The sequence below is a fragment of the Streptomyces sp. NPDC018045 genome, from assembly GCF_044327445.1.
In the GTDB taxonomy this organism is placed as follows: domain Bacteria; phylum Actinomycetota; class Actinomycetes; order Streptomycetales; family Streptomycetaceae; genus Streptomyces.
On record NZ_JBIRFL010000026.1, the window covers coordinates 66,201 to 91,689 of the forward strand.

15 protein-coding genes and 1 pseudogene are annotated in these 25,489 nt (G+C 73.2%); 5 read left to right on the plus strand and 11 right to left on the minus strand.

Going from position 1 to position 25,489, the window contains the following annotated elements:
• Positions 1-36: 36 nt before the first annotated feature.
• The 6 genes and pseudogenes from ACH4EB_RS32945 to ACH4EB_RS32970 all read right to left on the minus strand — a co-directional run.
• Positions 37-3,621, minus strand: a pseudogene (locus tag ACH4EB_RS32945) (amino acid adenylation domain-containing protein); the annotation flags it as partial.
• A gap of 105 nt (positions 3,622-3,726) precedes the next feature.
• Positions 3,727-4,332 carry a cysteine dioxygenase gene (locus tag ACH4EB_RS32950; RefSeq protein ID WP_398351885.1) on the minus strand — a complete coding sequence of 202 codons (606 nt, stop codon included), beginning with the start codon at positions 4,330-4,332 and terminating at the stop codon, positions 3,727-3,729.
• A 132-nt stretch (positions 4,333-4,464) separates the two neighbouring features.
• Positions 4,465-9,102 (minus strand): beta-ketoacyl synthase N-terminal-like domain-containing protein, encoded by a 4,638-nt coding sequence (locus tag ACH4EB_RS32955; RefSeq protein ID WP_398351886.1) that lies wholly within the window; start codon positions 9,100-9,102, stop codon positions 4,465-4,467.
• Positions 9,099-10,271 (minus strand): pyridoxal-phosphate dependent enzyme, encoded by a 1,173-nt coding sequence (locus tag ACH4EB_RS32960; RefSeq protein WP_398351916.1) that lies wholly within the window; start codon positions 10,269-10,271, stop codon positions 9,099-9,101. The genes ACH4EB_RS32955 and ACH4EB_RS32960 overlap by 4 nt, the downstream gene beginning before the upstream one ends.
• Positions 10,272-10,370: 99 nt before the next feature.
• Positions 10,371-12,134: an ABC transporter ATP-binding protein gene (locus ACH4EB_RS32965; protein ID WP_398351887.1), complete on the minus strand. Its 1,764-nt coding sequence runs from the start codon at positions 12,132-12,134 to the stop codon at positions 10,371-10,373.
• Positions 12,131-13,915, minus strand: coding sequence for an ABC transporter ATP-binding protein (locus ACH4EB_RS32970; RefSeq protein ID WP_398351889.1), 1,785 nt, complete (start codon positions 13,913-13,915; stop codon positions 12,131-12,133). The genes ACH4EB_RS32965 and ACH4EB_RS32970 overlap by 4 nt, the downstream gene beginning before the upstream one ends.
• A 613-nt stretch (positions 13,916-14,528) precedes the next feature.
• On the opposite strand from ACH4EB_RS32970, the gene ACH4EB_RS32975 reads away from it, so the two are divergent.
• Complete coding sequence (locus ACH4EB_RS32975; RefSeq protein WP_398351891.1) at positions 14,529-15,563, plus strand: sulfotransferase family protein; 1,035 nt, start codon at positions 14,529-14,531, stop codon at positions 15,561-15,563.
• Between the two features lie 66 nt (positions 15,564-15,629).
• Here the strand turns inward: ACH4EB_RS32975 and ACH4EB_RS32980 are convergent, their stop codons facing one another.
• The 5 genes from ACH4EB_RS32980 to ACH4EB_RS33000 form a co-directional block, all read right to left on the minus strand.
• Positions 15,630-16,817 carry a cytochrome P450 gene (locus tag ACH4EB_RS32980; protein ID WP_398351892.1) on the minus strand — a complete coding sequence of 396 codons (1,188 nt, stop codon included), beginning with the start codon at positions 16,815-16,817 and terminating at the stop codon, positions 15,630-15,632.
• A 507-nt stretch (positions 16,818-17,324) separates the two neighbouring features.
• On the minus strand, positions 17,325-18,179 hold the full coding sequence (locus tag ACH4EB_RS32985; protein ID WP_398351894.1) for an oxygenase MpaB family protein: 855 nt from the start codon (positions 18,177-18,179) through the stop codon (positions 17,325-17,327).
• Positions 18,180-18,218: 39 nt separating this feature from the next.
• The gene (locus ACH4EB_RS32990; RefSeq protein WP_398351895.1) at positions 18,219-19,451 is read right to left on the minus strand and encodes an MAB_1171c family putative transporter; all 1,233 of its coding nucleotides are present in this window, start codon (positions 19,449-19,451) and stop codon (positions 18,219-18,221) included.
• Positions 19,444-19,920, minus strand: coding sequence for a hypothetical protein (locus tag ACH4EB_RS32995; RefSeq protein WP_398351897.1), 477 nt, complete (start codon positions 19,918-19,920; stop codon positions 19,444-19,446). Before ACH4EB_RS32995 ends, ACH4EB_RS32990 begins: the two co-directional genes overlap by 8 nt.
• A 158-nt stretch (positions 19,921-20,078) precedes the next feature.
• Positions 20,079-20,612 (minus strand): helix-turn-helix domain-containing protein, encoded by a 534-nt coding sequence (locus ACH4EB_RS33000; protein WP_398351899.1) that lies wholly within the window; start codon positions 20,610-20,612, stop codon positions 20,079-20,081.
• A gap of 928 nt (positions 20,613-21,540) precedes the next feature.
• On the opposite strand from ACH4EB_RS33000, the gene ACH4EB_RS33005 reads away from it, so the two are divergent.
• The 4 genes from ACH4EB_RS33005 (at position 21,541) to ACH4EB_RS33020 (ending at position 25,417) form a co-directional block, all read left to right on the plus strand.
• The gene (locus ACH4EB_RS33005) at positions 21,541-22,872 is read left to right on the plus strand and encodes a hypothetical protein (protein WP_398351900.1); all 1,332 of its coding nucleotides are present in this window, start codon (positions 21,541-21,543) and stop codon (positions 22,870-22,872) included.
• A complete protein-coding gene (locus tag ACH4EB_RS33010) occupies positions 22,872-23,264 on the plus strand; it encodes a hypothetical protein (protein ID WP_398351901.1) in 393 nt (130 codons plus the stop codon). The genes ACH4EB_RS33005 and ACH4EB_RS33010 overlap by 1 nt, the downstream gene beginning before the upstream one ends.
• A gap of 286 nt (positions 23,265-23,550) precedes the next feature.
• The gene (locus tag ACH4EB_RS33015; protein WP_398351902.1) at positions 23,551-24,702 is read left to right on the plus strand and encodes a PP2C family protein-serine/threonine phosphatase; all 1,152 of its coding nucleotides are present in this window, start codon (positions 23,551-23,553) and stop codon (positions 24,700-24,702) included.
• A gap of 157 nt (positions 24,703-24,859) precedes the next feature.
• Entirely contained in the window at positions 24,860-25,417 is a 558-nt protein-coding gene (locus tag ACH4EB_RS33020) for a PadR family transcriptional regulator (RefSeq protein ID WP_398351903.1), read from the plus strand.
• Positions 25,418-25,489: the final 72 nt, after the last annotated feature.

Below are 25,489 nucleotides of genomic sequence, written 5' to 3' on the forward strand. Positions count from 1 at the left end.
GGGCGGGCCCTTTTCGTGTGGCCGATCCCGGCGGGTTCAGGCGGGTGGGCCGACCGCCGCCCCCTCCGCCAGCCGGGCCGCCAGCGCCGGACCGATCTCGGACAGCGGCCCCGGCCCCGTCATGCCGCCGTGCGTGCACGCCACCGGGCGCACCCGCAGCCGCCCGGTCAGATACGGCGCCCAGTCCGTCTCGCCCGGCGCGCCGGGCTCCCGGCCGAGCGTGGCGGTGAACAGGTCCATGTCCCCGTCGAAGACCATCGGCTTGAACCCGTCCGCGAGGCCGGTGTTCTCCCGGAACGCCCGTGCCATGGCGGTCACCTGCGCCTCGTCGAGGCCGGCGAGGGCGGTATCGTCGCGTACCGCCGCCGCGAACCCGGCGTACCCCGGAAGCCGCACGGCACCGCCGTACCCGGGCTCCGGGTGGCCCAACGAGCGCAGCAGCTCCCCGAACCCGTCGCCCGCGCCGGTCCGGTGCGGGTGGGGCGTGGCACGGTCGTGCAGCGGGTAGGCGTCCAGCAGGGCGAGCAGCGCGACCTGTTCCCCGGCCTCCTGGAGCCGAGTGGCCATCGCGTGGGCGACCAGACCACCGAAGGACCATCCGAGCAGGTGGTACGGCCCGGCCGGCTGGACGGAACGGATCCGCCGGAGGTAGCGTCCGGCCATCTCCTCCACGCTCGCGGCCGCCGCGCCGCCGGTCAGCCGCTCGTCCTGGAGGGCGTACACGGGCTGCCGGTCGTCCAGGTGGCGCAGCAGCCCCGCGTAGACCCAGCCGGCCCCGGCCCCGGGGTGCACGCAGAACAGGGGCGGACGGTCGCCGCCCGGCCGCAGCGGCAGCAGTCCGGCCAGCGGGTCGCCGCCGTCCGTGCCGTGCGCGAGCTGCCGGGCGAAGGCCGCCACGGTGGGCGCTTCCAGCAGACTGCGCAGGTTCACCTCGGCGCCGAACACCGGGCGGACCCGGCCGATCAGCGTGATCGCGAGCAGCGAGTGCCCGCCGAGACGGAAGAAGTCGTCGTGGACACCGACCTCCGGCACGCCGAGCACCTCGGCGAACAGCGCGCAGAGCACCTCCTCGACCGCGGTACGGGGAGCGTCCCCGGCGGTGGCGGGCCGGGCCGCGTGCGGCCGGGGAGCCGGGAGCGCCGCACGGTCCAGCTTCCCGTTGGGGGAGAGCGGGAACGCGTCCAGGACGACGAACGACGACGGCACCATGGGCGCGGGCAGGCGTTCGAGCGCGCTCCGCCGTACCTCGGCGGCGTACCGTTCCGGATCGGACCACGGCGGCCCGGGGAGCACCGGCGCCGACGCCGTGCCGTGCGTCGGGGCGCCACCGGTCACCGCCGTTCCGTACCCGGCCCTGGTCACCGCCGTCCCGCCGCCACGGGTGGCATAGAGCGTGACCAGCCCCGTGCCGGCCAGCTCGGCCTGCGTGTCGACCGTGACGGAGAAGCCCCGGCTCTCCAGCCGCTCCGTGATCCAGCCGACCCGGCCGGCCACGTCGTGCGCCTCGATCACCAGTTGGCGGACCAGCGGCCAGTGCGCGTCGTCGAGCCCGCGCAGGACCGCCGCCTCACTCTTCTCCGCGTCGATCTTCAACAGGTCGACGCGGTCCACGCCGGTCTCCCGGATCACGTCCGAGAGGGTGCGCAGCGCGCAGGTGACCTCGGTGTGCCGCAGCCGTTCGGCGAGCAGCGCGTCGAGGTCGGCTGCCGCACCGGGCGCGGGCCGGGCGGCCGCCGGGGCGGTGTTGCGGACGAACGCCTCCAGCACGCCGCGCTCCTGCGCCACGTCCCCGAAGCGGCCCGACATGATCGACAGGTGCGGGTAGTACGTGAACTCGGCGGTGCCCGCCGCCTCGGCGAGCCCGCACGGGAACAGCCGGGCGTCGACACCGTGGATGCGGGTGTTCAGCTCCAGCAGCCGGAACAGGTGCGGGACCGGCTCGAAGGCGTACACCACACTGCCGGGGCAGGACCGGGCGAGCGCGATCGAGGACAGCCCGATGTGTGCCCCCACATCGAAGATCACCGCCCCGTCCGGCAGGCCGATGCCGTGGCGCAGATACTCGCGGCCCTCGAAGATCTCCCGGTACAGGAAGTCGGTCTCCGCCGGGTTGGGGGAGGCGACGACCATGCCGTTCGGCAGGGTGTGCCGCTCCCGCGCGGTGAGTTCCCCGTCGGCCTCCATCCGGCACACGGTGCGCAGCGGCGCCGCGCTGTCGGCGTCCGGGACGAGGTAGCCGACGAGACGGGTCCCGCCGGTCCCGTCGGGAGCGGCCGTCACCAGCGCGTCGGCGACCGCCGGATGCGCCGTCAGCGCGGCCTCCACCTCGGCCGGTTCGATCCGTACGCCACCGACCTTCACCTGGTGGTCGGTCCGGCCCGCGTACTCGACGGCCCCGTCGTGCCGCAGTACGGCCAGGTCCCCGGTGCGGTACATACGGGAGCCGGGCGGACCGTACGGGTCGGCGACGAAACGCCCGGTGGTGAGCCCGGGGCGGCCCACATACCCACGGGCCAACTGCACGCCGGACAGGTACAGTTCGCCGGTCGTTCCCGGGGCGGCCGGCCGCAGGTCCGCGTCCAGCACGTACAGCGCGGTGTTCCAGACCGGCCGGCCGATCGGCACGGGCCCGGGCCCGTCGTCCGGGCGGCACCGCCAGAAGGACACGTCCACCGCGGCCTCGGTGGGGCCGTAGAGATTGTGCAGCTCGGTACCGCCGAGCACGCCGAAGAACCGCTCCCGCAGCTCCCCGGAGAGCGCCTCGCCGCTGGAGAAGACCCGGCGCAGGGAGGTGCAGCGGGCCGCGGCGGGTTCGGCGGTGAACAGCCGCAGCACCGACGGCACGAAGTGGACGGTGGTGATGCGCTGCCGCCGGATCACCTCGGCCAGGTACCGCACGTCCCGGTGCCCGTCGGGTTCGGCCACCACCAGGCACGCGCCGACGCACAGCGGCCAGAAGAACTCCCACACCGACACGTCGAAGCCGGCCGGCGTCTTCTGCAGCACCCGGTCGCCGGCGGTCAGCGGGTACGCGGCCTGCATCCAGGCCAGCCGGTTGACGATGGCGCGGTGCGGCACCGCGACGCCCTTGGGGCGCCCGGTCGAGCCGGACGTGTAGATGACGTAGGCGGGGTTCAGCGGGTGCGGGCGGGGGAGCGGGGGGCGGGCGGCGGTGGGGCCCGTACCATCCGTGCGCTGTGTGCCGTCCGCGTCGTCCGCACCGTGCGCGTCGTCGTCCGTGGGCGCGTGCAGGAGCCGTTCGATGTCGGCGGCCGTCAGCACCAGCAGCGGCCGCGCGTCCTCGGTCATCGACCGGACCCGCTCGGCCGGCTGCCCCGGATCGACGGGCAGGTACGCCGCACCCGCCCGCTGCACGGCGTGCAGGGCGATCACCAGCCCGGCCGACCGGGGCGCCGACACCGCGACGACCGTCTCCGGGCCCGCGCCCCGCGCGGCCAGCGCCCTGGCCAGCCGCTCCACCCGGGCGTCCAGTTCCGCGTAGGTCAGCCCGGCGCCGTCCGCGCCGACGAGCGCGAGCGCGCCGGGGGTCCGCGCGGCCTGCGCGGAGAACAGGCCCGGCAGGGTGTCGGCGCCCGCGGCGCCGCCGACGGCGCGCGTCTCCCCGCGCAGCCCGTACGACGTGTCCTCGACGGGTCCACTCGCCACGGTCTCACTCCTCACGATGTCGGTTCACGGTGGCGGACGGGCCGCTTCCCGGCTGCTGCTTCACGGGCGGCGAACGCCGTCGCGTACCGGCGCGGACGGCTCCGCGGACGTGTCGCCGGGCGGCCGGACCGGCAGGTCGTAGCGCCGGCGGATGCTGGTGCCGGTGCGGCTGAGGTCCGCGCCGTACACGTGCAGCGAGACGGCGGTGCCGTCGGCGGCGTTGCGGACCTCGTGGATGTCGCCCGGCGGGGCGACGAAGGCCACGGTGCCCGGCCCGTTCGTGCTGCGGCCCGCGGGCACCAGGCACCGGCCCGTGCCGTCGTCCGCGAGGCGGTACCGCCGTTCCTCCTCGACGCCGCGGTACGTCCCCGTCACACACCAGGCGACGTGGTCGTGGACGCAGGTCCGCTGGCCGGGCAGCCACACGAGCGCGACGACCGAGAACGTGCCGTCCGGTTCCGCGTGCAGGAGGTGCTGCCGGTAGTCCAGCGGATCGGCCGCGCACTGGGCCGCCGTCAGCAGGCCGGGGCGGCCCAGATGCGCGGCCAGCGCGTCCGCGACGCGCCGTCCGGCCTCTGCGGGGGCGCCTCCGCCGGGTGCGCGCAGGGCCGTACGGATGTCCGTGACGAGCCGGGCCAGGCGCGGTGTGAGCGGGGGAGCGGGCATGCTGGACACCTCTTCGGACAACGGGACGCGCACGGTGACGCGTACGCACGGGTGTACGGAGTACGCGTGGATACGGCGGTACGCGCGGATACGGCGGTACGGAGCGGGAGGCGCCGGTGGCGGGCCCGCGCCTCAGGGCTGTCGGCGCGCCCGGGACCGGGCCATCCGGCTCTGCTGGTGCTGCCGGCGCGAACTGGCGCGGCTCTTCACCTCGTCGAGCGACTGCCGGGTGTCCTCGGCGGGAGCGGCGGCCGCTCCGTCGACCAGGGCCGCCAGGCGCGCGACGGTCAGCGCCTCGTAGAGCCGCGCGACCGTCAGCGTGGCGCCCAGCGCCTTGTTGACCGTCGCGACGAGCTGGATGGCGACCAGCGAACTGCCGCCGAGGTCGAAGAAGCTGTCGTCGACACCGACCCGGTCGATGCCGAGCAGTTCCTGCCACGCCGCGCACAACTGCCGCTCCGTGGCGCTGCGGGGCGCCGCGTACGCACTCGCCACCTCGGGGCGCGGATGGACCGGCCGGGGCGCGCCCAGCCCCGCCACCCGCTCGTCGCTCTCCGGGGCCCCGGCCGTGAGCGTGAACGCGCTGTCGATCAGGGTGCGCGCGTCCACGGGGGTGACGATGAGCTGCGGCTCCTCGGACGAGGACAGGGCGCGCTCCAGGGCGAGCAGCGCGTCGGCGGGGGCCATGCCGCGCTCCGCCAGGTCCTTGCCGCGCGCGTCCGCGAGCGCGTCACCGAGGTCGGTCGCGGCCGCCATGCCGACGTCCCGCCACGGCCCCCAGTCCACCGTGACCACCCGGTGCGCGGGCGCGTCCGGCCCCGTACGGGCGTGCGCGTACGCGTCGAGGAAGCTGTTGGCGGCGACGTAGTCCACCAGCCCGAAGTCCCCCACGTTGGCGGCGTTGGAGCCGAACAGGGCGAGGAAGTCGAGCCGCTGCCCGCGCAGGGCGCGTTCGAGGTTGAGCGTCCCGGCGACCTTCGGTCCCAGGACGGCGGCGGCCTCGTCGGGGGTCTTGAGCTGGATGAGTCCGCCGCCGGCCAGGCCCGCCGCGTGGAACACGCCGTCGACCCTGCCCCACCTGGCCAGCACCTCACCGACCGCTTCCGCGGTCCGGGTCCGGTCGCAGACGTTCGCCTGCACCGTCAGCACCTCGGCGCCCTGTTCCACCATGCCGTGCAGCGCGCGGACGACGTCGCCGGTCCGGTCGCCGGCCGGCCGGCCGAGCCACCGGTCCCACTCCCTCCGGGGCGGTACGGGCGTCCGCGCGACCAGCGCCAGCTTCCGGCCGGGCCGGGCCAGGTGGGCGGCGAGCGCCAGCCCGAGCCCGCCGGTGCCACCGGTGATCAGGTACACCCCGTCGGCACGCAGCACCGAAGCCCCGGCCGCCGGAGCCGGCAGCGGCGCCGGGGGGTAGGTGCGGACCCAGCGGTGCGCGCCCCGGTAGGCGACGTCGGCGTGCTCCGGCGGCACCGCGAACTCGCGGACGAGCTGGTCGACCAGACGCTCCGAGGGCGGCCCGTCGAGCAGGACGTCGACACTGCGGCAGGCCAGCGCGGGGTGTTCGCGCGGCGTCACCCGGCACGGACCGAGCACGGTGGCCTTGAGCGGCATCAGCGGTTCGGTGCCGGTGACGTCGTGCAGGCCGTTGCCGACCGCCCAGATCCGGCAGCCCGGCCGGTCCGGCAGGCCGTTGAACGCCTGCGTGAGCAGCAGCAGACTCTCGAACCCCAGGCGCAGCACCCCGGTGTCGGCCGCGGACCGGTGCGCCGCGCTCGCCTCGGTGACGGTCCAGCAGTGGGCGATGTGCGTGGGCGGACGGCCGTCCCCGCCCGCGGTCCGCAGCAGGCGCGCGTAGTGGTCCGCGTCCCCGGGGCCGATCGTGAACCGGCCGTCTTCCTCCTGCACCCAGCCGCTGCCCGCGGCGACCGTCGCCGTCTCGGCGCCGTCCCGCCGCAGCCGTGCGGCCAGCGCCGTGCCGAGCCCGGTCGCGTCGGTGAACACCAGCCACCGTTCTCCGGAGCGGTCCCGTGGGGCGGGCGGCAGGGGCGCGCGTTCCCAGGACGGCACCTGGAACCAGTCGGCGAGGTCCGTACGCCGGGTGGACGGCCGGGCGGCGGGCAGACCGCCGGTCCCGCGCTCCAGCCAGTACCGCTGCCGCTGGAACGGGTACGAGGGCAGCGCCACCCGACGCCGGCGCTCGTTCCCGTACACACCGGCCCAGTCCGGCTCGCGCCCGGCCAGCCAGAGCTGCCCCAGCGCCCGCCGGACCGCCTCGGCCGGGTGGCGGGCGTCGCGGCGGTGCGGCAGCGAGGACGTGATCAGGTGGGAGGCACCGCCGGTGACGATGCGCCGGGCCAGGCTGCTCAGCGTCTGGCCGGGGCCGACCTCCAGGAGCACCAGGTCCGGGTCGGCGGCCAGGGTGTCCACCCCGGCGACGAACTCCACGGGCGCCAGGACGTGCCGACCCCAGTACTCGGGGTCTTGCGCCTGCTCGTCCGTGATCCAGGTCCCGGTCACGTTCGAGACGAACCGGACGCCGGGGGCCTGGCGGGGCACCGCCGCGACGGCGGCGGTGAACTCGGCCGCCATCGGCCGCATCAGCGCCGAGTGGAATGCGTGCGAGGTGGCGACGGGCTGGGTGACGACACCGCGCGCGGCCAACCGCTCGGCGAACGCCGCCACCGCGTCCGCCGGCCCCGACACCACGCAGTCCTTCGGCCCGTTGTGCGCGGCCAGGGCGACGCCGTCGGGCAGCAGCGGAACGACCGTCGCCCGGTCGGCCACCACGCTCACCATCGACCCCGTACGCTGCGCCTGCATCAGCTTCCCGCGCAGCGCCACCAGCCGCAGCGCGTCCTCCACGGCGAACACGCCCGCCAGACACGCGGCGACCAGCTCGCCGAGACTGTGCCCGAGCAGCGCGGCCGGAGTGATGCCCCACGACTCCCACAACTGGGCCAGCGCGTATTCGACGACGAACAGCGCGGGCTGCGCCGCCTCGGTCCGCTGGAGCGCGGCGACCGCCTCCGGATCGTCTCCGTCGCCGAACATCAGCCCGACCACGTCCACCCCGGTGCCGCCGGCCGCCAGCACCCCGGCACACCGGTCCACGGCCCGGCGGAACACCGGCTCCTCGGCGTACAGCTCCCGCGCCATGCCCGGATACTGGCCGCCCTGCCCACTGAGCAGGAACGCGACGCCCGGCGAGCCGCCGGCGCAGTGCGCGGTGGCGACCCGCGCGGGGTCCCGCGCCTCCAGGGCCGCGGCCGCGGCCGTGCCGTCCGGGCCCGTCACCACCCGCCGGTACGGGAAGCGGTTGCGGCCCACGGCCGAGGTGTACGCGGCGTCCGCGAAGCTCACGTCGCCCGCCCGCAGCCGTGCGGCCGTCCGCTCGCTCAGCTCCTCTAGCGCCTCCGGGGACCGCGCGGACAGCAACAGCACCTGAGAGGAACGCCCGCGAGCGTCGCCCGGCGCGGCGGCCGGCGCTTCCTGGAGCACCACATGGGCGTTGGTGCCGCCGAACCCGAAGGCACTGACCCCCGCGCGCCGGGGCGCCGCCGACCGGGGCCAGGCGGCCGCCTCCCGTTGCACGGCGAACGGCCCGCCGGTGAAGTCGATGTCCGGATTGCGGGACGAGAAATTCACGGTGGGCGGCAGGGTCTCGTGCCACAGCGCCAGCACCGTCTTGATCAGACCGGCTATGCCCGCCGCCGCGTCCAAGTGGCCGATGTTGCCCTTGAGGGAGCCCAGGGCCACCGAACCCGGCGCGACCCCCTCGTACGCCGTCGCCAGGGCCCGCAGCTCCACCGGGTCACCGAGCGCCGTGCCGGTGCCGTGCGCCTCGACGTAGCCGACGGAGCCCGCCGGCACCCCGCCGTCCCGCAGCGCCGCGCCGATCACCCGCGCCTGGCCCGCCACGGTCGGCGCGGTGAACCCGGCCTTGACCGCGCCGTCGTTGTTCACCGCCGATCCCTTGATCACGGCGTACACCGTGTCCCCGGCCGCCAGGGCGTCGTCGAGGCGCTTGAGGACCACCGCGCCCGCGCCGCTGCCGAACACCGTGCCCGCCGCGCGGGCGTCGAACGGCCGGCAGTGCCCGTCGGGGGAGAGGAACGACCCCTCCTGGTGCAGATAGCCCCGCTCCTGGTCCAGGTTGACGAACACCCCGCCGGACAGCGCCATGTCGCACTCCCGCGCGCGCAGCGCACGGCACGCGAGGTGCACCGCGACCAGCGACGTGGAACACGCGGTACGCAGCGAGACCGCCGGGCCGCGCAGGTCGAGCTTGTAGGCGACCCGGGTGGCGAGGAAACCCAGCTCGTTGCCGAGCAGCACCTGCGTACCGCCGGCGCTCTCCACCACCTCGGGGTGCGTGTGGATGTTGGCCAGATAGTTGTTGGTGCCCGCGCCCGCGAACACGCCGATGTCACCCGTGACGTGCTCCGGCCCGTAGCCGGAATGCTCCAGCGCTTCCCAGGCCGTCTCCAGGAAGACCCGGTGCTGCGGGTCCATCAGTTCCGCCTCGCGCGGCGTGTAGCCGAAGAATTCCGCGTCGAAGAGTTCGAGGTCGGCCATACGGGAACCGGCCCGCACGAAATTCGGCCGCGCGACATCCTCGGGCGTCGCGCCCGCCGCCAGCACCTGCTCCTCGGTGAAGAACGAGACCGCTTCCACCCCGTCCCGCACCTGCGCCCAGAATTCCCGCAGATTCCGCGCACCGGGAAAGCGGCCGGCCATTCCGACGACGGCGATGTCCCGTTCCCCGCTCATACGCTCTCACCCGCCGCGATCCGGCTGCGCCCGGTCAGGTTGACGAGCACCGTCGCGTCCTTCCCGATCCGTCCCGCCGCCGCCTCCGCGCGCACCGCCGCGACGGTCGCCGCCGACGCGTAACACACGTCGAGGCCCTCCAGCTCGACCAGCATCCGCCGCGCCTCGACCAGCTCGGCGCGGGACGCCGAGACGATCGCACCGCCGGTCTCCGAGGCGATGCGGTGCAGGTACGGGTAGTACGGCGCGCCGTCACCGAGCAGGATGGCCGTGGCCAGCCCGGTGGGGTGGTCGATCCGGTCGGCCTCGGTCAGCTCGGTACGGCCCTCGCGCCAGCCCTTCGCGGCCGGGGCGCAGGTCTCCTCCTGGACCATGAGGAACCGCGGCATCCGGTCGATCCGGCCGGTCTCCAGGTATTCCCGCATCCCTTTGTGCGCGGCCAGGAAACCCATACCGCTGCTGATCGCCTGCACGACGACGTCCGGGGTGCGGTCCATCGCGTCCAGGGCTTCGAGGTAGGCCAGCTTGAGCCCTTCGCGGCGGGCCCAGTTGAAGAAACCCGCGTCGAGGTGCAACCGGTTCTCCGTGGCGAATGCGCGGGCCGCGGCGGACGCGTCCACATACGTCCCCGGAACGACGGTCAGCGAAATCTGTTCGCTCTCCGTCATGGCGTGATTGCCGACGAATTCCGCGCCGCAGAAGAAATGCGCCCGCATCGCCGGGTCGCGCAGCACCGCGCGGGCGAGCGCCGTGGAGCTGTTGCCCGTACTGGAACCCACGAACTCCTTGACCCCGAACTGCCGCAGCACCGCCAGCACGACCGACGCCAGCCGGTCCTTGGTGGTGCCGGTCGGCTGCCGCGACTCGTCCTTGACCCACAGCCCCGGCACCCCGACCGCCGCACCGAGCCGCGGCGCCGGACGGCACGGCGTACGGACGGTCACCCGGCTGTCCAGGAACCCGGGGGAGGTGAGCGGCAGGAAGTCGAAGTAGACCCGCTCGGGGTCCTCGTGGTCGCGCGGGGCCGCGCCCGCGAGCGGGTAGCGGGGCTCCAGCGCCCCGGAACACCGCGGACATCGGTACACCAGCGCCGGTTCCAGCTCGGCAGAACAGCACACGCACACGAGCACGAACTTCGCGCCCGCGCCCTTCTCGTTCACGGCGGCCATAGGCACGGCAACGTCCCCTCGTGCAGCGGAAAGATTCGGTACCCGTACGGGGCGCCTCCCGGAGCCGGTCACCGGCCCGGACGGCGCCCCCGCGTGCGGTCAGTCCTCGCCGTTCCAGGACCGCCAGAGCGCCGCGTACGGGCCGTCCGCGGCGATCAGTTCGTCATGGGAGCCCAGCTCGACGATGCGGCCCGCCTCCATCACGGCGACCCGGTCGGCGTCGTGGGCGGTCTGCAGCCGGTGCGCGATGGCGATCACCGTACGGTCCGCGCGGACCGCGGCCATCGCCCGCTCGGCCTGCCGCGCGGTCGCCGGATCCAGCAGCGAGGTGGCTTCGTCGAGGATGAGCGTGTGCGGGTCGGCCAGCTCCACCCGGGCCAGGGTGAGCTGCTGGGCCTGCGCCGCGTCCAGGTGGACGCCGCCCGTGCCCAGGACGGTGTCCAGCCCGTCCGGCAGCGCGCGCGCCCAGTCGGCCTCGACCAGCGCGAGCGCCGCGAGCAGCGCGTCGTCGTCGGCGTCCGGCGCCGCCATCGTCAGGTTGTCCCGGAGCGTGCCCATGAACACATGGTGTTCCTGGGTGATCAGGACGACCCGGTTGCCCAGCTCGTCCGCCGCGGCCAGCTCCGCCACCGGCACCCCACCCACCAGGACCGACCCCGACTTCGGCGTGTCCACGCCGGACAGCAGCTTGCCGAGGGTGGACTTCCCGGCCCCCGAGGTGCCGACCAGGGCCAGCCGCTCGCCCGGACGTACCGTCAGGTCCACGTCGCGCAGCACGTCGTGGCGGCCCGAGGCGTAGGCGTAGTGCACCCCGCGCACCTCGATACGGTCGTCGGCCGGCTGCCGCACCCCGGTCGCCGGCTCGCCGGAGACCAGGCCGACCCCCTTGATGCGGGCCAGCGAGGCGCCACTGCGCTGCAACTGCTCCACCCAGTTCAGCGCGCGGTCGAGCGGGTCGACGAGCTGCCACATGTAGAGGCTGCCGGTCACGACCACGCCGAGACCGACCGTCCCGTTGAGGTACGCGACCCCTCCCACCAGCAGGATCAGCGCCGTGGGCAGCGAGTGCGCGAACTCGGTGACCGGGAACAGCACGGTACGCAGCGCCAGCGTGCGCCGGCCGGCCCGGTAGGTGGTGTCCACGGCCCGGTCCGCCTCCCGCACCCGGCGCTCGCGCAGCCGGAACGCCTCGATGGTGCGGGCACCCTGCGCGGTGGCGTTCAGCGCTTCCGCCACCCCGGCGGCGGACGCGCCCTCGGCGAGATAGGCGTCCCTGGCCCGCTTGAGGTACCAGCGGCTGACCGCCCCCACGACGGGCAGCCCCACCAGCGCGCACAGCCCCAGCAGCGGATGCAGCGCGAACACCGCGACAAAGATGAACAGCACCTGCACGGCCGCGATGAAGACGTCCGGCGCGGCGTTGCGCAGCGTGGCGGCGACCGTGCCGACGTCCGTGGACGCACGCGTCACCAGGTCACCGGTGCTGACCCGCTCGACGACCCGGGCCGGCAGGGCCAGCGTGCGGTCCACGACCTCCTCGCGCAGCCGGGCCAGCGCCCGTTCGCCGAACCGGTGCGAGAAGCAGCGGGCGTACCGCGTCAGCACGAGCTGCGCCAGCGCGCAGCCCAGCACGCCGAGCGCCAGGAGGTCGACCTGCGAGGGCGAGGCGTCGCCCGCCTCGACCCGGCTGACGATCCGGCCCAGCAGCCACGGCCCGGCCAGGCCCGCCAGCGACGCGAGGCAGGTCAGCGCGATGACCCGGACCATGGCCGGGCCGTCGGCCCTGAGCAGGTGCCCGGTGGCCCGGCGTACCTCGGCGGCGTCCGCGACCGGCAGCCGCCACTCTTCTCCCGTGCCGCTCATCGGCCGGCTCCTTCCCTGACCTCCGGCGCCCGGCCGGCCGGTGCACCGTCCTGGCCGCCGCGGAAGACCAGCGCGCGATAGCCGGGTTCGCGCGCGAGCAGTTCGCCGTGCGTGCCCTCGGCGGCGACCCGGCCGTCGACCAGGTGGCAGACCCGCGCCGCCCGGTCGAGCAGCAGCGGCGACGTGGTCACGACGAGCGTGGTACGGCCCTGCCGGGCGGCGTCGACCCGGGCCGCGACGGTGGCCTCGGTGTGCGCGTCCAGCGCCGAGGTGGGCTCGACGAGCAGCAGCACCTCGGGGTCGGCGAGCAGCGCCCGGACCAGCCGCAGCCGCTGCCGCTGGCCGCCCGAGACATTGCGCGCCTGGTTGTCCAGGCGCGCGTCGAGCCCCTCGGGCAGCGCTTCGACGATGTCGTCCGCGACGGCGGCCGTCACCGCCCGCCCGATGTCCGCGTCCGCGTGGTCCTCGCGTACGGAGACGGCGGAGCGCAGCGGACCGCCGAACAGGTAGGCGTCGTGGTCGGACAGCAGGATCCGGCGGCGCACCTCGTCGAGCGGCACGTCGGCCAGTCGTACGCCGCCCCAGGTGACCTCGGAGTCGGTGTACCGGCCCAGCCGCTCGACCACCGCGTACGCCGCGTCGGACCGGGCGCAGGCCAGTGCCGTCAGCCGGCCGGCGGGCAGCTCCAGCCCCGACTCGGGATCGTACAGACCGGCGGGCCCGGCGGGCGGCTCCACCAGCCCCTCGCGGTCCGCGAGGTCCGGCCGCATCGCCAGGATGCCGGCGACCCGCCGCGCGGAGACCAGCCCGCGCGGCAGGTCGTCGGCGCCCTCGATGAAGAACGAGACGGGCACCAGGAGCGCGGCGACGTACCCGTACACCGCCACCATCTCGCCGACCGTGATCGTGCCGTCGGCCGCCATCCGCGCGCTGATCCAGGTGACCGTGGCCAGGAACAGCACCGGCAGGCAGACGCCGAGCGCCTGCACCCAACTGGTCAGCGCGGCGACCCGGTAGCCGTGGGACAGCAGCGCCTGGGACCGCTCCCGGTAGCGCCGGGCGAACATCGGCTTGCCGCCGATGCCGTTGAGCACGCTCAGCCCGGTGACCATGTCACTCGCGCGGGCGGTCAGCGACGCCTGCTCCTCCCGGTACGTCCCCTCGGCACCGTGCAGCTTGCCCAGCAGCGGCCCGATGGTCACCGCCAGCAGCGGTACCCCGAGCAGCACCACCAGCGCCAGGACGGCGGAGATGCTGAACAGCAGCACCGCGGTCGCGGCGTACGCGATCACCGCGCCGACCCCGGGCCCCGTGATCGTCAGGGTCTGGGCGATCCGGCCGATGTCGCCCGCCTGCAGGTGGGTCAGCTCACCGGCCGACACCTTGCGCGGCAGCGCCGCCCCCAGCCGCGTCATCTGCCGTACGAGGACCTGCACCGTCCGGTACGCCGCGTCCACCCGGATCAGTGTCATGGTGCGGTGGCGCAGGATGCCCAGGGCCGCGATGGCCGCGCCGAGCACGAGGATCACCGCGACCCAGAGGACCAGCTCCCCGGTGTCCCGCCCCCGCAGGCCGTTGTCGATCGCCCGCGACATCAGGTACGGGGGCAGCATCAGCGCGCACATCCAGGCGCTGCCCCACAGCGCGCCCAGCAGCACCCGCTTGCGCTGCATCACGACCAGCCACCACAGGTACCGCAGCGGACTGCGGCAGTCGGGCGTCCCTGGATCGGTGTACGGCACCCGGTCCGGGAACGCGGGCAGGTCTGGTCCTTCGGGCATCTCGCCGTCCTCGCATACGAATGGATGCATCGGGTGGTCTTCGCGCGCTGCCGCCGTGGACGGCCGTGGCCGGCCCGCGTCAGGGCGCGGGCCGGCCACGGCAAGGGGCTGGGGGAGAGGAGCCGGTACGCACCGGCGGCAGAGGTGAGGGGCGCCGACAACGGTGGTCGGTCACGCCCGGACCGGTCACGGGCGTCCCTCTGGGCACACTGTTGCAGCGTCCAGCCATATTCTTAGGGCGCTCCGATCTTGTCAAGGGAGCGCACGGGACCAGGCACGCGCTCCCATGGGGGAGTTCACCTCCGAACCGGCGGACCACCGGCCGCGGCGGAGTGCGCGGGGTGCTCGCTGTACTGCGGTCCATCGTCGTGATCCTCGCTCGGCCCGGCCCGAAGCGGGACGCGCCCGGCACGCGCCCCGGATCATCATGGCCCGTCCCGCGCGCGAACCCCGGCCGCCGCGCGCCCGGCGGCGCCGGTGGCCTCGCGGAAACCGGCACTGAAGTCGTTGGCGGAGGGGAGTATTCATGTGGAGGGAGCGGCCCTCCGGCCGGGAGCTTTCATGCGCCGGAGCGGCCCCGGCCCTGAGTATCGCGACGCCGCGGAGGCCGACCATGCGTTCCTTGACCTTCGTGATCGGAACGGGACGAAGCGGCTCGACCGCTCTGTCACGCATCCTCAACGCCCACCCGGACATCCTGAGCCTCAACGAATTCATGGCCTCCGTCGGCGACGCCGCCTTCCCCGAGGAAAGGGTGACCGGTGCGGAGTTCTGGCAGTTCCTCTTCCGGCCCACCCCTCACTTCGACCGGATGCTCCGCAGCGGCCTGCCGATGCCGGAATTCCTCCACACCCGCCGGCCGGGACGGTACACGGCGACGACCGCCGGAATCCCCGCGCTCTCCCTGATGGTGCTGCCCCACCTCACCGACGATCCGGACGGGCTCCTCGACGAGCTCCACGCGGCGGTGGTCCGGTGGCCCCGGCGCACCGCCGCCGGGCACCACCGAGCGCTGTTCGGCCTGCTCTGCGCGCGGTTCGGACGGACCGCCGTCGTCGAGCGCTCCGGTTACTCGACCCGCTGGGCGCCAAAGCTACGGGCCGCCTTCCCGGACGCGAAGTTCGTACACATGTTCAGGGACGGGCCGGACTGCGCCCTGTCCATGAGCCGCCATTGCGGATACCGCACGATCTCCTTGCTGCGCGAGATCAAGGCACGCGCCGGCGTCGACAGTTTCGCCGACCTCACCGACCGGCATGTGCGCTCGCTCCCCGCGGACCTGTCACCGTTGCTGGACGAGAGCTTCGACCGGGCTCTCGTACTCGACCGGGACATCCCCCTGCGGACATTCGGGGCCCTGTGGTCCGAACTGGTCACCGAAGGCACCGCGTTCCTCGGCCAACTGCCCGCCGGCCGGCGCTCCACACTCGCCTACGAAGACCTCATCGACCGTCCCGCCGAAGAGCTGACCCGGCTGGCCGAGTTCGTCGGGGTCGAACCCCTCCCGCAGTGGCTGCTCACCGCGTCCGCGCTCCTCGACCCCGGCCGACGCGGCTCCGCCCGCAGGCTGCCGGCCCCCGCGTTCGACGAACTGAGCAAGAGCTGCGCCCCGGGCACCCGCGCCTTGGCGGACGGACCGGGCCGGTGACCATCGGGACCCGGGCCGGGACGGTACGGTCGCGCCGGGCCTCGCCGGGCCACGGGCTCCTGGATATCACCAGGCCACGGGCAGGGACTCCAGGCTGAACTGCCGGGTCTGCGAGGCCCGGAAGCGGACCTCGTCGGGTGGCACCGCGAGCCGCAGTCCGGGGAACCGGCGCAGCAGCGCCGGGTAGGCGGCGGCCATCTCCATCTTGACCAGCGGAGCGGCCACGCAGTGGTGGATGCCGTACCCGAAGGCCATGTGCGGCCCTGCCTCCCGGGTGATGTCGAAGCCGTCGGACGCACTCTCACCCTGCGCGCGGTTGACGGCGAACAGGGAGCAGGCCACCCGTTCGCCGGCCTTGATCACTCGGTCCCCGATGGTCACGTCCTCCAGGGCGGTCCGGGGCGTCACCGTGTGGATGACGGTGACGTAGCGCAGCAGCTCCTCCACGGCCCGGTCGATCAGCTCCGGCCGCTGCCGGAGCAGCGCGAGCTGGTCGGGGTGGTCCAGCAGCACCAGCGTGCCCAGCCCCAGCATGCTGGAGACCTGCAGGAACCCGTCGGACACGAAGGTCGCGCCGAGGCCCGCCAGCTCCTCGTCGCCGATGTCCGCGCCGTGCGCGCGCACCACCGCGCCGAACAGACCGTCGCCGGGATCGCGGCGCTGCCGGCTCGCGAGCTTGACCATGTACGCCCAGTACGCCTTCCCGATGGCCGTCTGCTGTTCCGGGGACCCGGCGTCGTTCTGGGAGATGTCCAGGTAACGCGCCAGTTCCGCCCGGTCGTCCCGGGGAATGCCCAGCAGCTCGCAGGTGATCAGCCCCGCCATGGGCCAGGCGAACTGCCGCATGAAGTCGGCCGGCTGCCCGACGCGCTCCATGGTGCCCAGGCACTCCGCCACGACCTCGTGGAGGCGGGGCTCCAGCCTGCGTGTCCGCCGCGCCGTGAACTCCGGCGCCACCATCTTCCGCAGGCGGGTGTGGTCGGGCGGGTCGCACGTCAGCAGGTTTCCCGGCAGGGTCGGGGTCCCGGTGCCGTCCTCGCCGGTGTCGGGCAGCGCGGAGCTGAACCGTTTCAGGTCGCCCAGCACCTGCCGTATCTCGGCCTCTCCGGTGGCGAGCCACTTCACCCGGCCGAAGGGCCCGAAGTCGATGTCGGCCTCCGTGAGCGGCGCCTCCTTCGTCTGCCGCCGCAGTTCGGGAACCGGGTCGAAGCGCTCCCGGCGGACGTGTACGGGTATTTCGTGGGGCTGGGTCATCCTGACATCCCTTCTCCGTCGTCAACTGCGGTGGCGGGAGGCGAACGCCGACGGTGACGGGTTGCGGGTGACCGCTCACTCAAGAAGAGCCGGCCCCAGGAAATGGGGTGACCGATGGCCGGCGCCGGGTCCGATTCCTCATGTCCGCCTTTTCCGTGCCCGCAGCGCGACGCATTCCATGGCATTGACGCAATTCCGCATCGGCTGATTTCCGCCGATCTGGTGATGCGCTGATTCGGGAATGCGGAGGTCCGGCGATTCGGGGATGCGGAGATCGGCGCTGCCAAGAATTAACGAACCGATTGTTCTCACTTTGCGGTCACCGATGTACCGGGTCAACCGCGTCCAGTTGGACGGGCCCGCGGCGAGGCGCCTGTCCAACCGGTCGTTTGCCCGCGTTGGACACCAAGGGCAGGAGGGATGGGCGCCTGCCGGGCGAACGGGAAGCGCGGTCCACCGGCAAGCGATCAGGCGATCAGGCGATCACGCGATCAGTGGGTCACGCGCTCACGCGAGGTCCCGTACGGCGGGCGGCAGGTCCGGCCGGTAGCCGGGGTCGGCGTGGGCGCGCCGGTTGCGCCGGGCACGCAGCCGCATCCCGCCCTCGACCAGGGCGCGTACGGGAGCGGAGGGGCGGCGGGCGCCGACGGCCCGGCGCAGCGGCTCGTCCAGGAGCGCGTCGGCGGCGGTACGGACGAACGGGCCGAGCGGGGCCGGGAAGAAGCGGCGGATCAGCATGCCGCGGGTGGCGGCCCACAACGTGGCGGACGCGGCGGTGGCCGCGAACTGCCGCCGCTCGAAGCGGTCGGTCCAGCCGGCGAACGCGTCCCAGGTCGCCGGGACCCCGGGGATGCCCATCCGGTCGGCCAGGCCACGGTAGAACGTGTGGGAGGCGGCCTTCTCCGCCGCGGTCGTGGCGCGCCACGCGTAGGTGTCGCACCAGCGCATCGGCGCGATGTCGAAGCAGGACAGGACGTAGCGGAAGGCGTCGTCGCCGATCTGCCACCGGGAGTGGATGCGCTGGAGGGCGGCCACCGTCTCGGCGCCTCGCGGACTGTCCAGTCCGGCGGCGAACAACTGGTGCATCATCAGCCCGGTGGTCTTGGCGCGCACCTCCGCCTGGCCGGTCATCTTCCCGGTGGCAACGAGAAGTTCGGCGATCTGCGGTACGGCGAACGTACGGTAGAAGCCGATGTTGAGCCCGAACGCCAGGTCCTCACTGAGGTCGTGCCGGACCAGCCGCCGGTAAACGGCTTCGGCTTCCGCCGGCGGCATGCCCACACCGCCGTCCGGGGAATCCGCCGCCGCGCAGTGAGCATCCGGTTCCACCCCGGCCCGGCCGCCCGCTCCGTCAGCCGACATCCCGCACACCTCTCGTCCGTCCCATCCTGCTCCTCCTTCTCAGCACGTCTCGGCCAGCACCCGGGTGACGAAAGGCCCCTGGAGGTGCCGGGCCACGAGGACGAGATGACGGCGCTCGTCGGCGGGGGCGACATCCGTCCCGGGCGGGTGCGCGCAGTGCCGTTCCGGGCGCTGCCGGGCCCGCAGCGCGCGAAGGCCGCCGGCGAACGCCGCCGCCGCGACCGCGGCCTCCTTCTCCTGCGGCGCCATGTCCGCGTACGCGTCCGCACACCGGCGGGCGGCCGCCACGACGTCCTCCGGGACCCACGGGCGCAGCGCGAGCTGCCCGTCGCGGATCTCCCGCGTACGGCGGGTCAGCCGCCACTCCAGGTCCCGCGCGGTCAGCCACTCCGCCCACGGGCGCTGCGGCGCGTCCAGCGCCAGCCGCCCGTCCACCTGCATGGCCGCCGCCCACAGGGGCCGCAGGGCACGGTAGTCGGCGCGCCGCTGACGCCAGGTGGCCGCGGCGGCGCCCGCCCAGCCCACGGCGAGGACCAGGCAGCCGGCACAGCCGGACAGCGGGCTGACGATGGACCCCACCGGGTCCAGGACGTGGGTGCCGGCCGCCGCGGCGCCGATGGCGACACATTTGGTGAGGCAGTAGCCGCCGATCAGCCCGCTGCCGACGGCCAGGCATCGCAGGCTCCGGCGCAGCAGCCGCTGCGCGGCCACGGCGGCCGCGTGTCTCCAGCAGGTACGTCCGAGCTGCCACAGCCCCCACGCGAACGCCGCCTGGTAGAGCAGCAGGAAGGCGAGGACCGACGGCTCCGCCGCGTACGTGGTGTCCAGGGGCAGCGAACTGTCCAGCCCCGGCGGGAAGCAGGCGAACAGCAGGATCATGGCCGCGATCACCGGCCCGTACACCCACCCCACCTTGCGCCGGACCGCCGTCCGCACCGCCGCGTACGGAACGGCCCACGCCGGCTCCCCGGCCCGCCGCCGCGACGGCGGCGCCCACAGCAGGACGAGTACGACGGCACCGGCGCCGAACAGCAGCCTCGCGACGTACACGATCAGCAGGCCCAGGAAGCTGACGCCGGACGCCCCGTTGACGACGGCCGCCACGGCGGGGGCCGAGCACAGGAAGGAGACCGCCGTGGCGGCCGAGGCCGCCGCCATGACCAGCAGCGCCGGGAACCGGTGCCGCCGCCAGGCACGCGACTTGAAGACGGCCAGCACCACCCACAGCGCGCCGATGGCCAGGTAGAGACAGGTGGCGACGAGGTCATACATGCCGGCTCCCGCGGTGCTCCAGCGAGCCGACCACCGACGGGCTCGCCGCCTCGTCGGGGGCCAGCGCGAGCTGCTGCCACAGCAGGGTGCCGAGGATCTCGGCCTGCTCCTCCGCCGGGTCGGCGTAGTGCGAACGGCCCAGGACCAGCCGGGCCACCTCAGGGTCCAGCGCGTCGAGTTCGGGGACGTGGGCGAGCAGGAGGTGGGCGATCTCGTGGCAGATGATGTGCGCCTGATGCGCCTCGCTGGTGTGCAAGGGGTAGTGGATCCGGTCCTCGGTCAGATGCTGCTCGAACCGGCCGGACTGCGCGGACCGCTCATCGAGCGTCGTCTCCCGCGCGACCAGCACGATCGGGCGCCCGCGCCGCTCCCCGAGGCGCTCGCACAACTCCTGCACGGTGGAGTACGGCGGCAGGCCGGCCTGCTCCAGCAGGGCCCGGCACTTGCGCCGGGCGCTACGTAACCCCACGAACGCGCTCTCCTGTCCTTCGGGCAACCGCCAGCGAACCGCACGCCCGACAGATGAAGGCGAGGCGCTCACAGGTCCCCTCCCGTCTCGGCGAACTCAACGGCATACCACAACCCACCGGCCACCCGCAGCCCCCGCCCGCCCCCGCCCGCCATCGCTCAGCCACGTACGGTCTCGTCGCCGCCCAGCCCGATGGCCTTGCGCAACTGCTCGATGACGGCCCGCACCGGCCCCCGCATGGCCGGCGGCAGCTCCGCGGCCCCCTCGGCGATCTGCCGCACCTCTTCGTCGTCGAGGAGCCCGGCGTCCGCCGCGCCCCCGGCGGAGCGGTGCGCGACCTGCTGCGGTGTGCCCGCACGGTGCGTCTCGATCATCCGCAGGTTGCGTTCGACGGACCGTACGGCGGGGTGGTCGGGCGGATTGAGGAAGTAGTCCGTGGACACCCCGAACAGCCGCGCCAGCCGCCCGGCGTTGACCAGGCTCGGCACGGACTGCCCCTTGCGGAGCTTGCCCACGTACTGGTTGGACAGGCCGGTGTGCCTGCCGATCTCGATGTCCGTGTACGGCCGCCCCTGGGCAGCCGGATAGATCACGTCGATCAGACGCCGCAGACGCTGCGCGAACAGCGCCGCGTCCGGCTCCCCGCACGGGGGCGACGGCGACGGCACATCCGGCTCGGGGGTGGACGACATGGCCGCATCCTAGCCCGCGCACCCGGACACCAGTACCCCTCAACACCCCAGCAAATAAACGGCAGTAGACGCCCCCGCAGAATGTTCACCCCGCTGACCTGCCCTTTCCGAACAGCCTCCGCCTATTGGTTGACACGGCCCACCGTTCTCCGCAAGATCGGACCCCAGACGAGCGGAACCACCCCGTCACCACCCCCGCTCGCCGCACGGCTTCTCACCCTCCGCGGGGGAGGGGGTGAAGCCGTGCCGTCGCGCGGCGGTCGTCCACCCGTGCCCCATGGTGTTTGCGTTCCCGCACCTGATGTCGACTTCATCCCTGTTGCATGCCGGATCAGTTGTCACTCGTGAGACGGAGGCTCTGCGGCCAGACGTCGACCGGCAACGGATCGGTGGCAAGGTCGGCCTGTCGGGTGCCGTGGGCATTGTCGTGTTCGGGACTGGCGGAGTGCGCCGTTCGCCGCCAGGATGCCCGCCGTATCGCTGAACGGGGGGCGGCATGGGATTTCTACGAGCGCGCGATCGCGTAAGGGTGCGAGGCGGAGCGGAAGACGGACCGTCCGTGCCGGTGCAGGCCGGGCCGGGGAGTGGCGGATCCCGTGCGGCGCGGGAGGATCCCGCGGAGTCCGAGGTGACGCGGCTCCTGTGCCAGGCGGTCTACGCCCGCCGAGACCGGGTGGACGACGTCAAGGCGTGGTGGCGCAAGGTTCGTCACAAGGAGGTGGCCCCGAAGAAGGCGCGTCGTAGCACACGGCGGCCCGTTTACCTGGAGGGCCGCGACGACTGCCCGCCTTTGGGGGAACCAGCGGCGCAGTGGGTCGTCGACCACGTGCTCCACGGGCCTCGGTTGCCTGTTCCGTCGTACGGGTTCGACCTGGTGCCAGTGGTGGCGCACAGCCTCCGTGCACGGAGACGGCGGTGGGCACGACGTGTGTGCATCCTCCTCCTGGGCGCATTCGTCGGATACGTCATGCCGTGGGCCACCGCAGTTTGGGGCGGTGCCGTGCTCGTTGCCCTGATCATGCGATGGGCCGCGTACCGGGCGGCGCGTAAAGGGAGGGCGAGCCGGCTGGCCCGGACTCCGCGCCTGGCGTACTTCGTGTTGTGTGTGCCCTGGGCTCTCGCGGTGGTGCCATTCGAATCCGCTGGTACCGGGGTGCTCGGGATGGGTTGGTCGCTGGTGCTGCTGCCGTTCGTTCTTCTTGTCACCACTGGGCTGGTGTGTGCGGGAGACCGGCTCCTGGCCCGGGCGACGCTCGCTGTACTGAGCCGGGACGACAGTCCTGTGGGCCGGATACCCTGGGTCGCTCCGAAGGCCGGTCGCCGGTTGGCCGGGATCGGGAAGGACCAGACGCGGCCGGAGCTGCCGTACGACGCGCCGGAGCGCTTTGTCGGAGCCGGACGAGAGGTCTGGGGCCCTGCACATATCGACATCCCGCTGAAGGCGAAAGAGCCGGGGAGGTCACCAGGGCGGCTGGGGCAGTCCGAGCTGCTGCACCGGATCGGTATGGACCTGAGCGAGCTGGGCCACGGGGCCCGAGAGATCACCGATCCGCTGCCCGGCTTCTCCATGGAGAAGGTGAACGGCCTACCGTCCGTCCTGTGGCTGCAAGGTGCCCGTGACGCGGAGCCGGAACCACCCGACCTGAGGGGACTCGGACGCAGTTCTTCCTCCAGTGTGCCGAACCGCCTGTATTTACGGGCGCAATGCATCAGTTGGAGCGGTCAAGTTGTGGTCAGCGTATTCGTTCATGCCGCCTTGGAGGCGCGCGAGTTGCGTCTGACCGTACGGCCGCACGTGAATACGCCGCTCTACAACGATTTGCGGGTGACGGTGGCACCTGCCGGGAAGAGAGGGCTGCGCCTGCTCGGTTGGCTGACGGTGCAGTCTCTCCTGGACTCGGTGGCAGGCCCGGTCACACTGTGGCGTCTGGCTGCCAGGCTCGGTGAGAAGACCGAAGCGCGGGTGGCGGAGAAGGACCCGGTGAGCCTGCGCGACCGATATTCGACCGAAGAGGTCGTGGACATGCACATGAGCGACGACGCCAAGCGGCATGTCGTGCTGATGCAGACCTGCGTGTTCCGGACTGTCGCCGTGTATCTCGACGAACTGGGCATCGACACCGCCGCATACGAGAGGCAGGTGGCCGCAGTCATCACCAACATTCAGGTTTTCGGTGACAACAACGCTCCCATCCAGAATGTCGCGGGCAGTGGCATCAGCGATGTGAGGCAGAAGAACACGGATCAGGGAGACAACTGATGGCATTGGGAAGGCGTCGTCCTGAGGAGCCGGGAAGTGGCTCGGGAATCAATATCGGCGGCAACAATGATGCGCCCTTGCAGAACGTCGTGGGACAGAACATCTCCCAGGTGTATCAATCAGCTTCGGTCCACGGCGCCGTCGACATCGAGTCGGTACGCGAACTCCTCGCCTCGTTCAGGACGGACATCGCGAGGAACGAAAACGATCTGTACAACGCGAGGACGCTCCGCGCCATGGCCGATGACATCGACTCCTCGCTGACGTCCCCCGATGAGCGATGCGGCGTACTGCGCCGCATCGCGCAAGACCTTCCGGCCCTGGTTGCGGGGACAGCGGTCCAGCAAGGAGGTGAAGCACTCGCCAACGCTCTTGCCGCGTTGACCGGTTGAAGCGCCTCACCGGCTGACCTGCGGACCCGATGGCCACTCCCGCGTACATGCCCGCATGGTTCCCACCACCCCATGGGCGTACCTCTGTTCGGCATGTGCAAGTGGACTGGCCAGCGGGCATATCTCCTGCGGAAGGTGCAGGAGAGGTCAAGGCCGGTCGGTAGTGCCCCTCGCGTGATCCGTGCTTGTCGATTCCGTTCGGTTGCCGACATCTGCCCGGGTGGGCCGGGCGGGGGTGGGCTGCCCACGGGGACCTCCCGCGCCGCGAGGCAGGAGGAGAGGGCGTATGCGCCTGGACCGCGATCGCAGGTGGCTGCTGTTCGCGCTGTTCTCAGGCGTTCCCATAGCGGTCGGTGACCTGGTCCTGGGCGCGGGGCACAGTCTGGCCGGACTGCTGCTGATCTGTACGCTGCTGGCCGCCACCCGGCTCGACGGCCCCCTTACCGGCTCCGTCGCCCTGTACGTGGTGGTGCTGGCCGCCGGTGTCGCGGTGTGGGAGGGCGGTCTCGGCGAACGGGACGTGCAGGTGCGCCTGGCCGTGCTCGCGCTGGGCGGCGCGTACGCCACCTGGAGTGCCGCGCAGCGTGTGTCGCACGAAGGTGAGCTGACCGAGACCTCGTCCGTCGCGCAGCGCGCCATCCTCCAGCCCACCTCCTTCCGGCTCGGTGGCGTGGCCGTGTGCGCGCGCTACCACTCCGCTTCGCCGCAGGCCCTGATCGGGGGCGACCTGTACGCCTTCGCGCACACGTCCGCCGGGCTGCGTCTGCTGATCGGGGACGTGCGGGGCAGCGGCCTGGAGGCCGTGCGGCTGTCGGCCGCCGCGATCGGTTTCTTCCGGGACAGCGCCTACACCCGCCCCGACCTGCCCGCCGTCCTGGACGCCACCGACCGGCGCCTGGCCGCCATGCTCGGTGCCGAGGACTTCGTCACCGCCCTGGCCGCCGAGTTCCGCACCACCGACCGGCCCGCCGCCACCCGCGTCAGGCTGGCCAACTGCGGCCACCACCCGCCCCTCCACCTGCCCGCCGACGCCCCGCCCCGCCTGCTCGCCCCGCCCGAACCGACCACCCCGCTGGGCCTGCACCCCATGCCGGTCGTCCAGGAAGCCGTCCTCGCCCCCGGTGACCGCATGCTGTTCTACACCGACGGCCTGGCCGAGGCCCGCAGCCCCCAGGGCGACATGGTCGATCTCGCCGGTCTGCGGTCCGCCTGCTCCCGGGCAGTGCTCGACGAGGCCGCCGACGCGGTCGAGGAGGCCCTGCTGCGCCACACGGACGGCGCCCTCGCCGACGACGTGGCGTTCATCCTGGTCGAGTCCTGTCCGGCGGTGCCCTCGCAGGACGTCCGGGGTGCGTCCGGCGCGCGGAGCCGGTCCGTCCCGGCGGCCGGCGCGGCGAGTGCTTCGCACGACCGCCTCCGTCCGTACCGCAAGGAGTAGCGCGGTACACGGGCCGAGGTAGGCAGGGCCGGGCTGGGCGTCTTGTCCGGTCTCGCTGATCGCTGAGGAGACGGTCCGGAGCGCCGACCGGGTGACCCGTGTCTCACCTGCGCGGTGGCGCTTGTCTATGCAACTCGTTGCATAGCAGGATCGGGGTATGGCGCTCGAACACGCGATCCTCGTCTCCTTGCTGGAGAAGCCGGGCTCCGGCTATGAGCTGGCCCGGCGGTTCGAGCGGTCCATCGGCTACTTCTGGACCGCCACTCACCAGCAGATCTACCGCGTCCTCAAACGGATGGAGACCGACGGCTGGGTCGATGTCCGCGAGGTGCCGCAGCAGGGGCGGCCGGACAAGAAGGAGTACTCCGTCGCCGCTCTCGGGCAGGACGCCCTCTCCTCGTGGCTGCACGAGCCGATCGAGCCCGAGAGCGTACGCCACGACCTCGCCGTCAAGATCCGCGGCGCGGCCTTCGACGACCCGGCCGCGCTGATCCGTGAGGTCGAACGGCACCATCAGGTGCACACCGACCGGCTCGCGCACTACCTGGCGGGGGAGCGGCGCGACTTCACCGGTCCCGAAGCGCCGGCCGTCCTCGACGCCGGACAGCAGCTCCAGCACGTCGTGCTGCGCGGCGGCATCGCGTACGAGCGGATGACGATCGCCTGGCTGGAGGACGTGCTCACCACGCTCCACGGCCTCGGGCCCGCGGGGTGAGCGCAAGCGGCGGAACGGGAGGGCCGGTTGCAGTCCGGCCCGTGCGCTCGGCCGTGCCGAGAACCGTGGCCT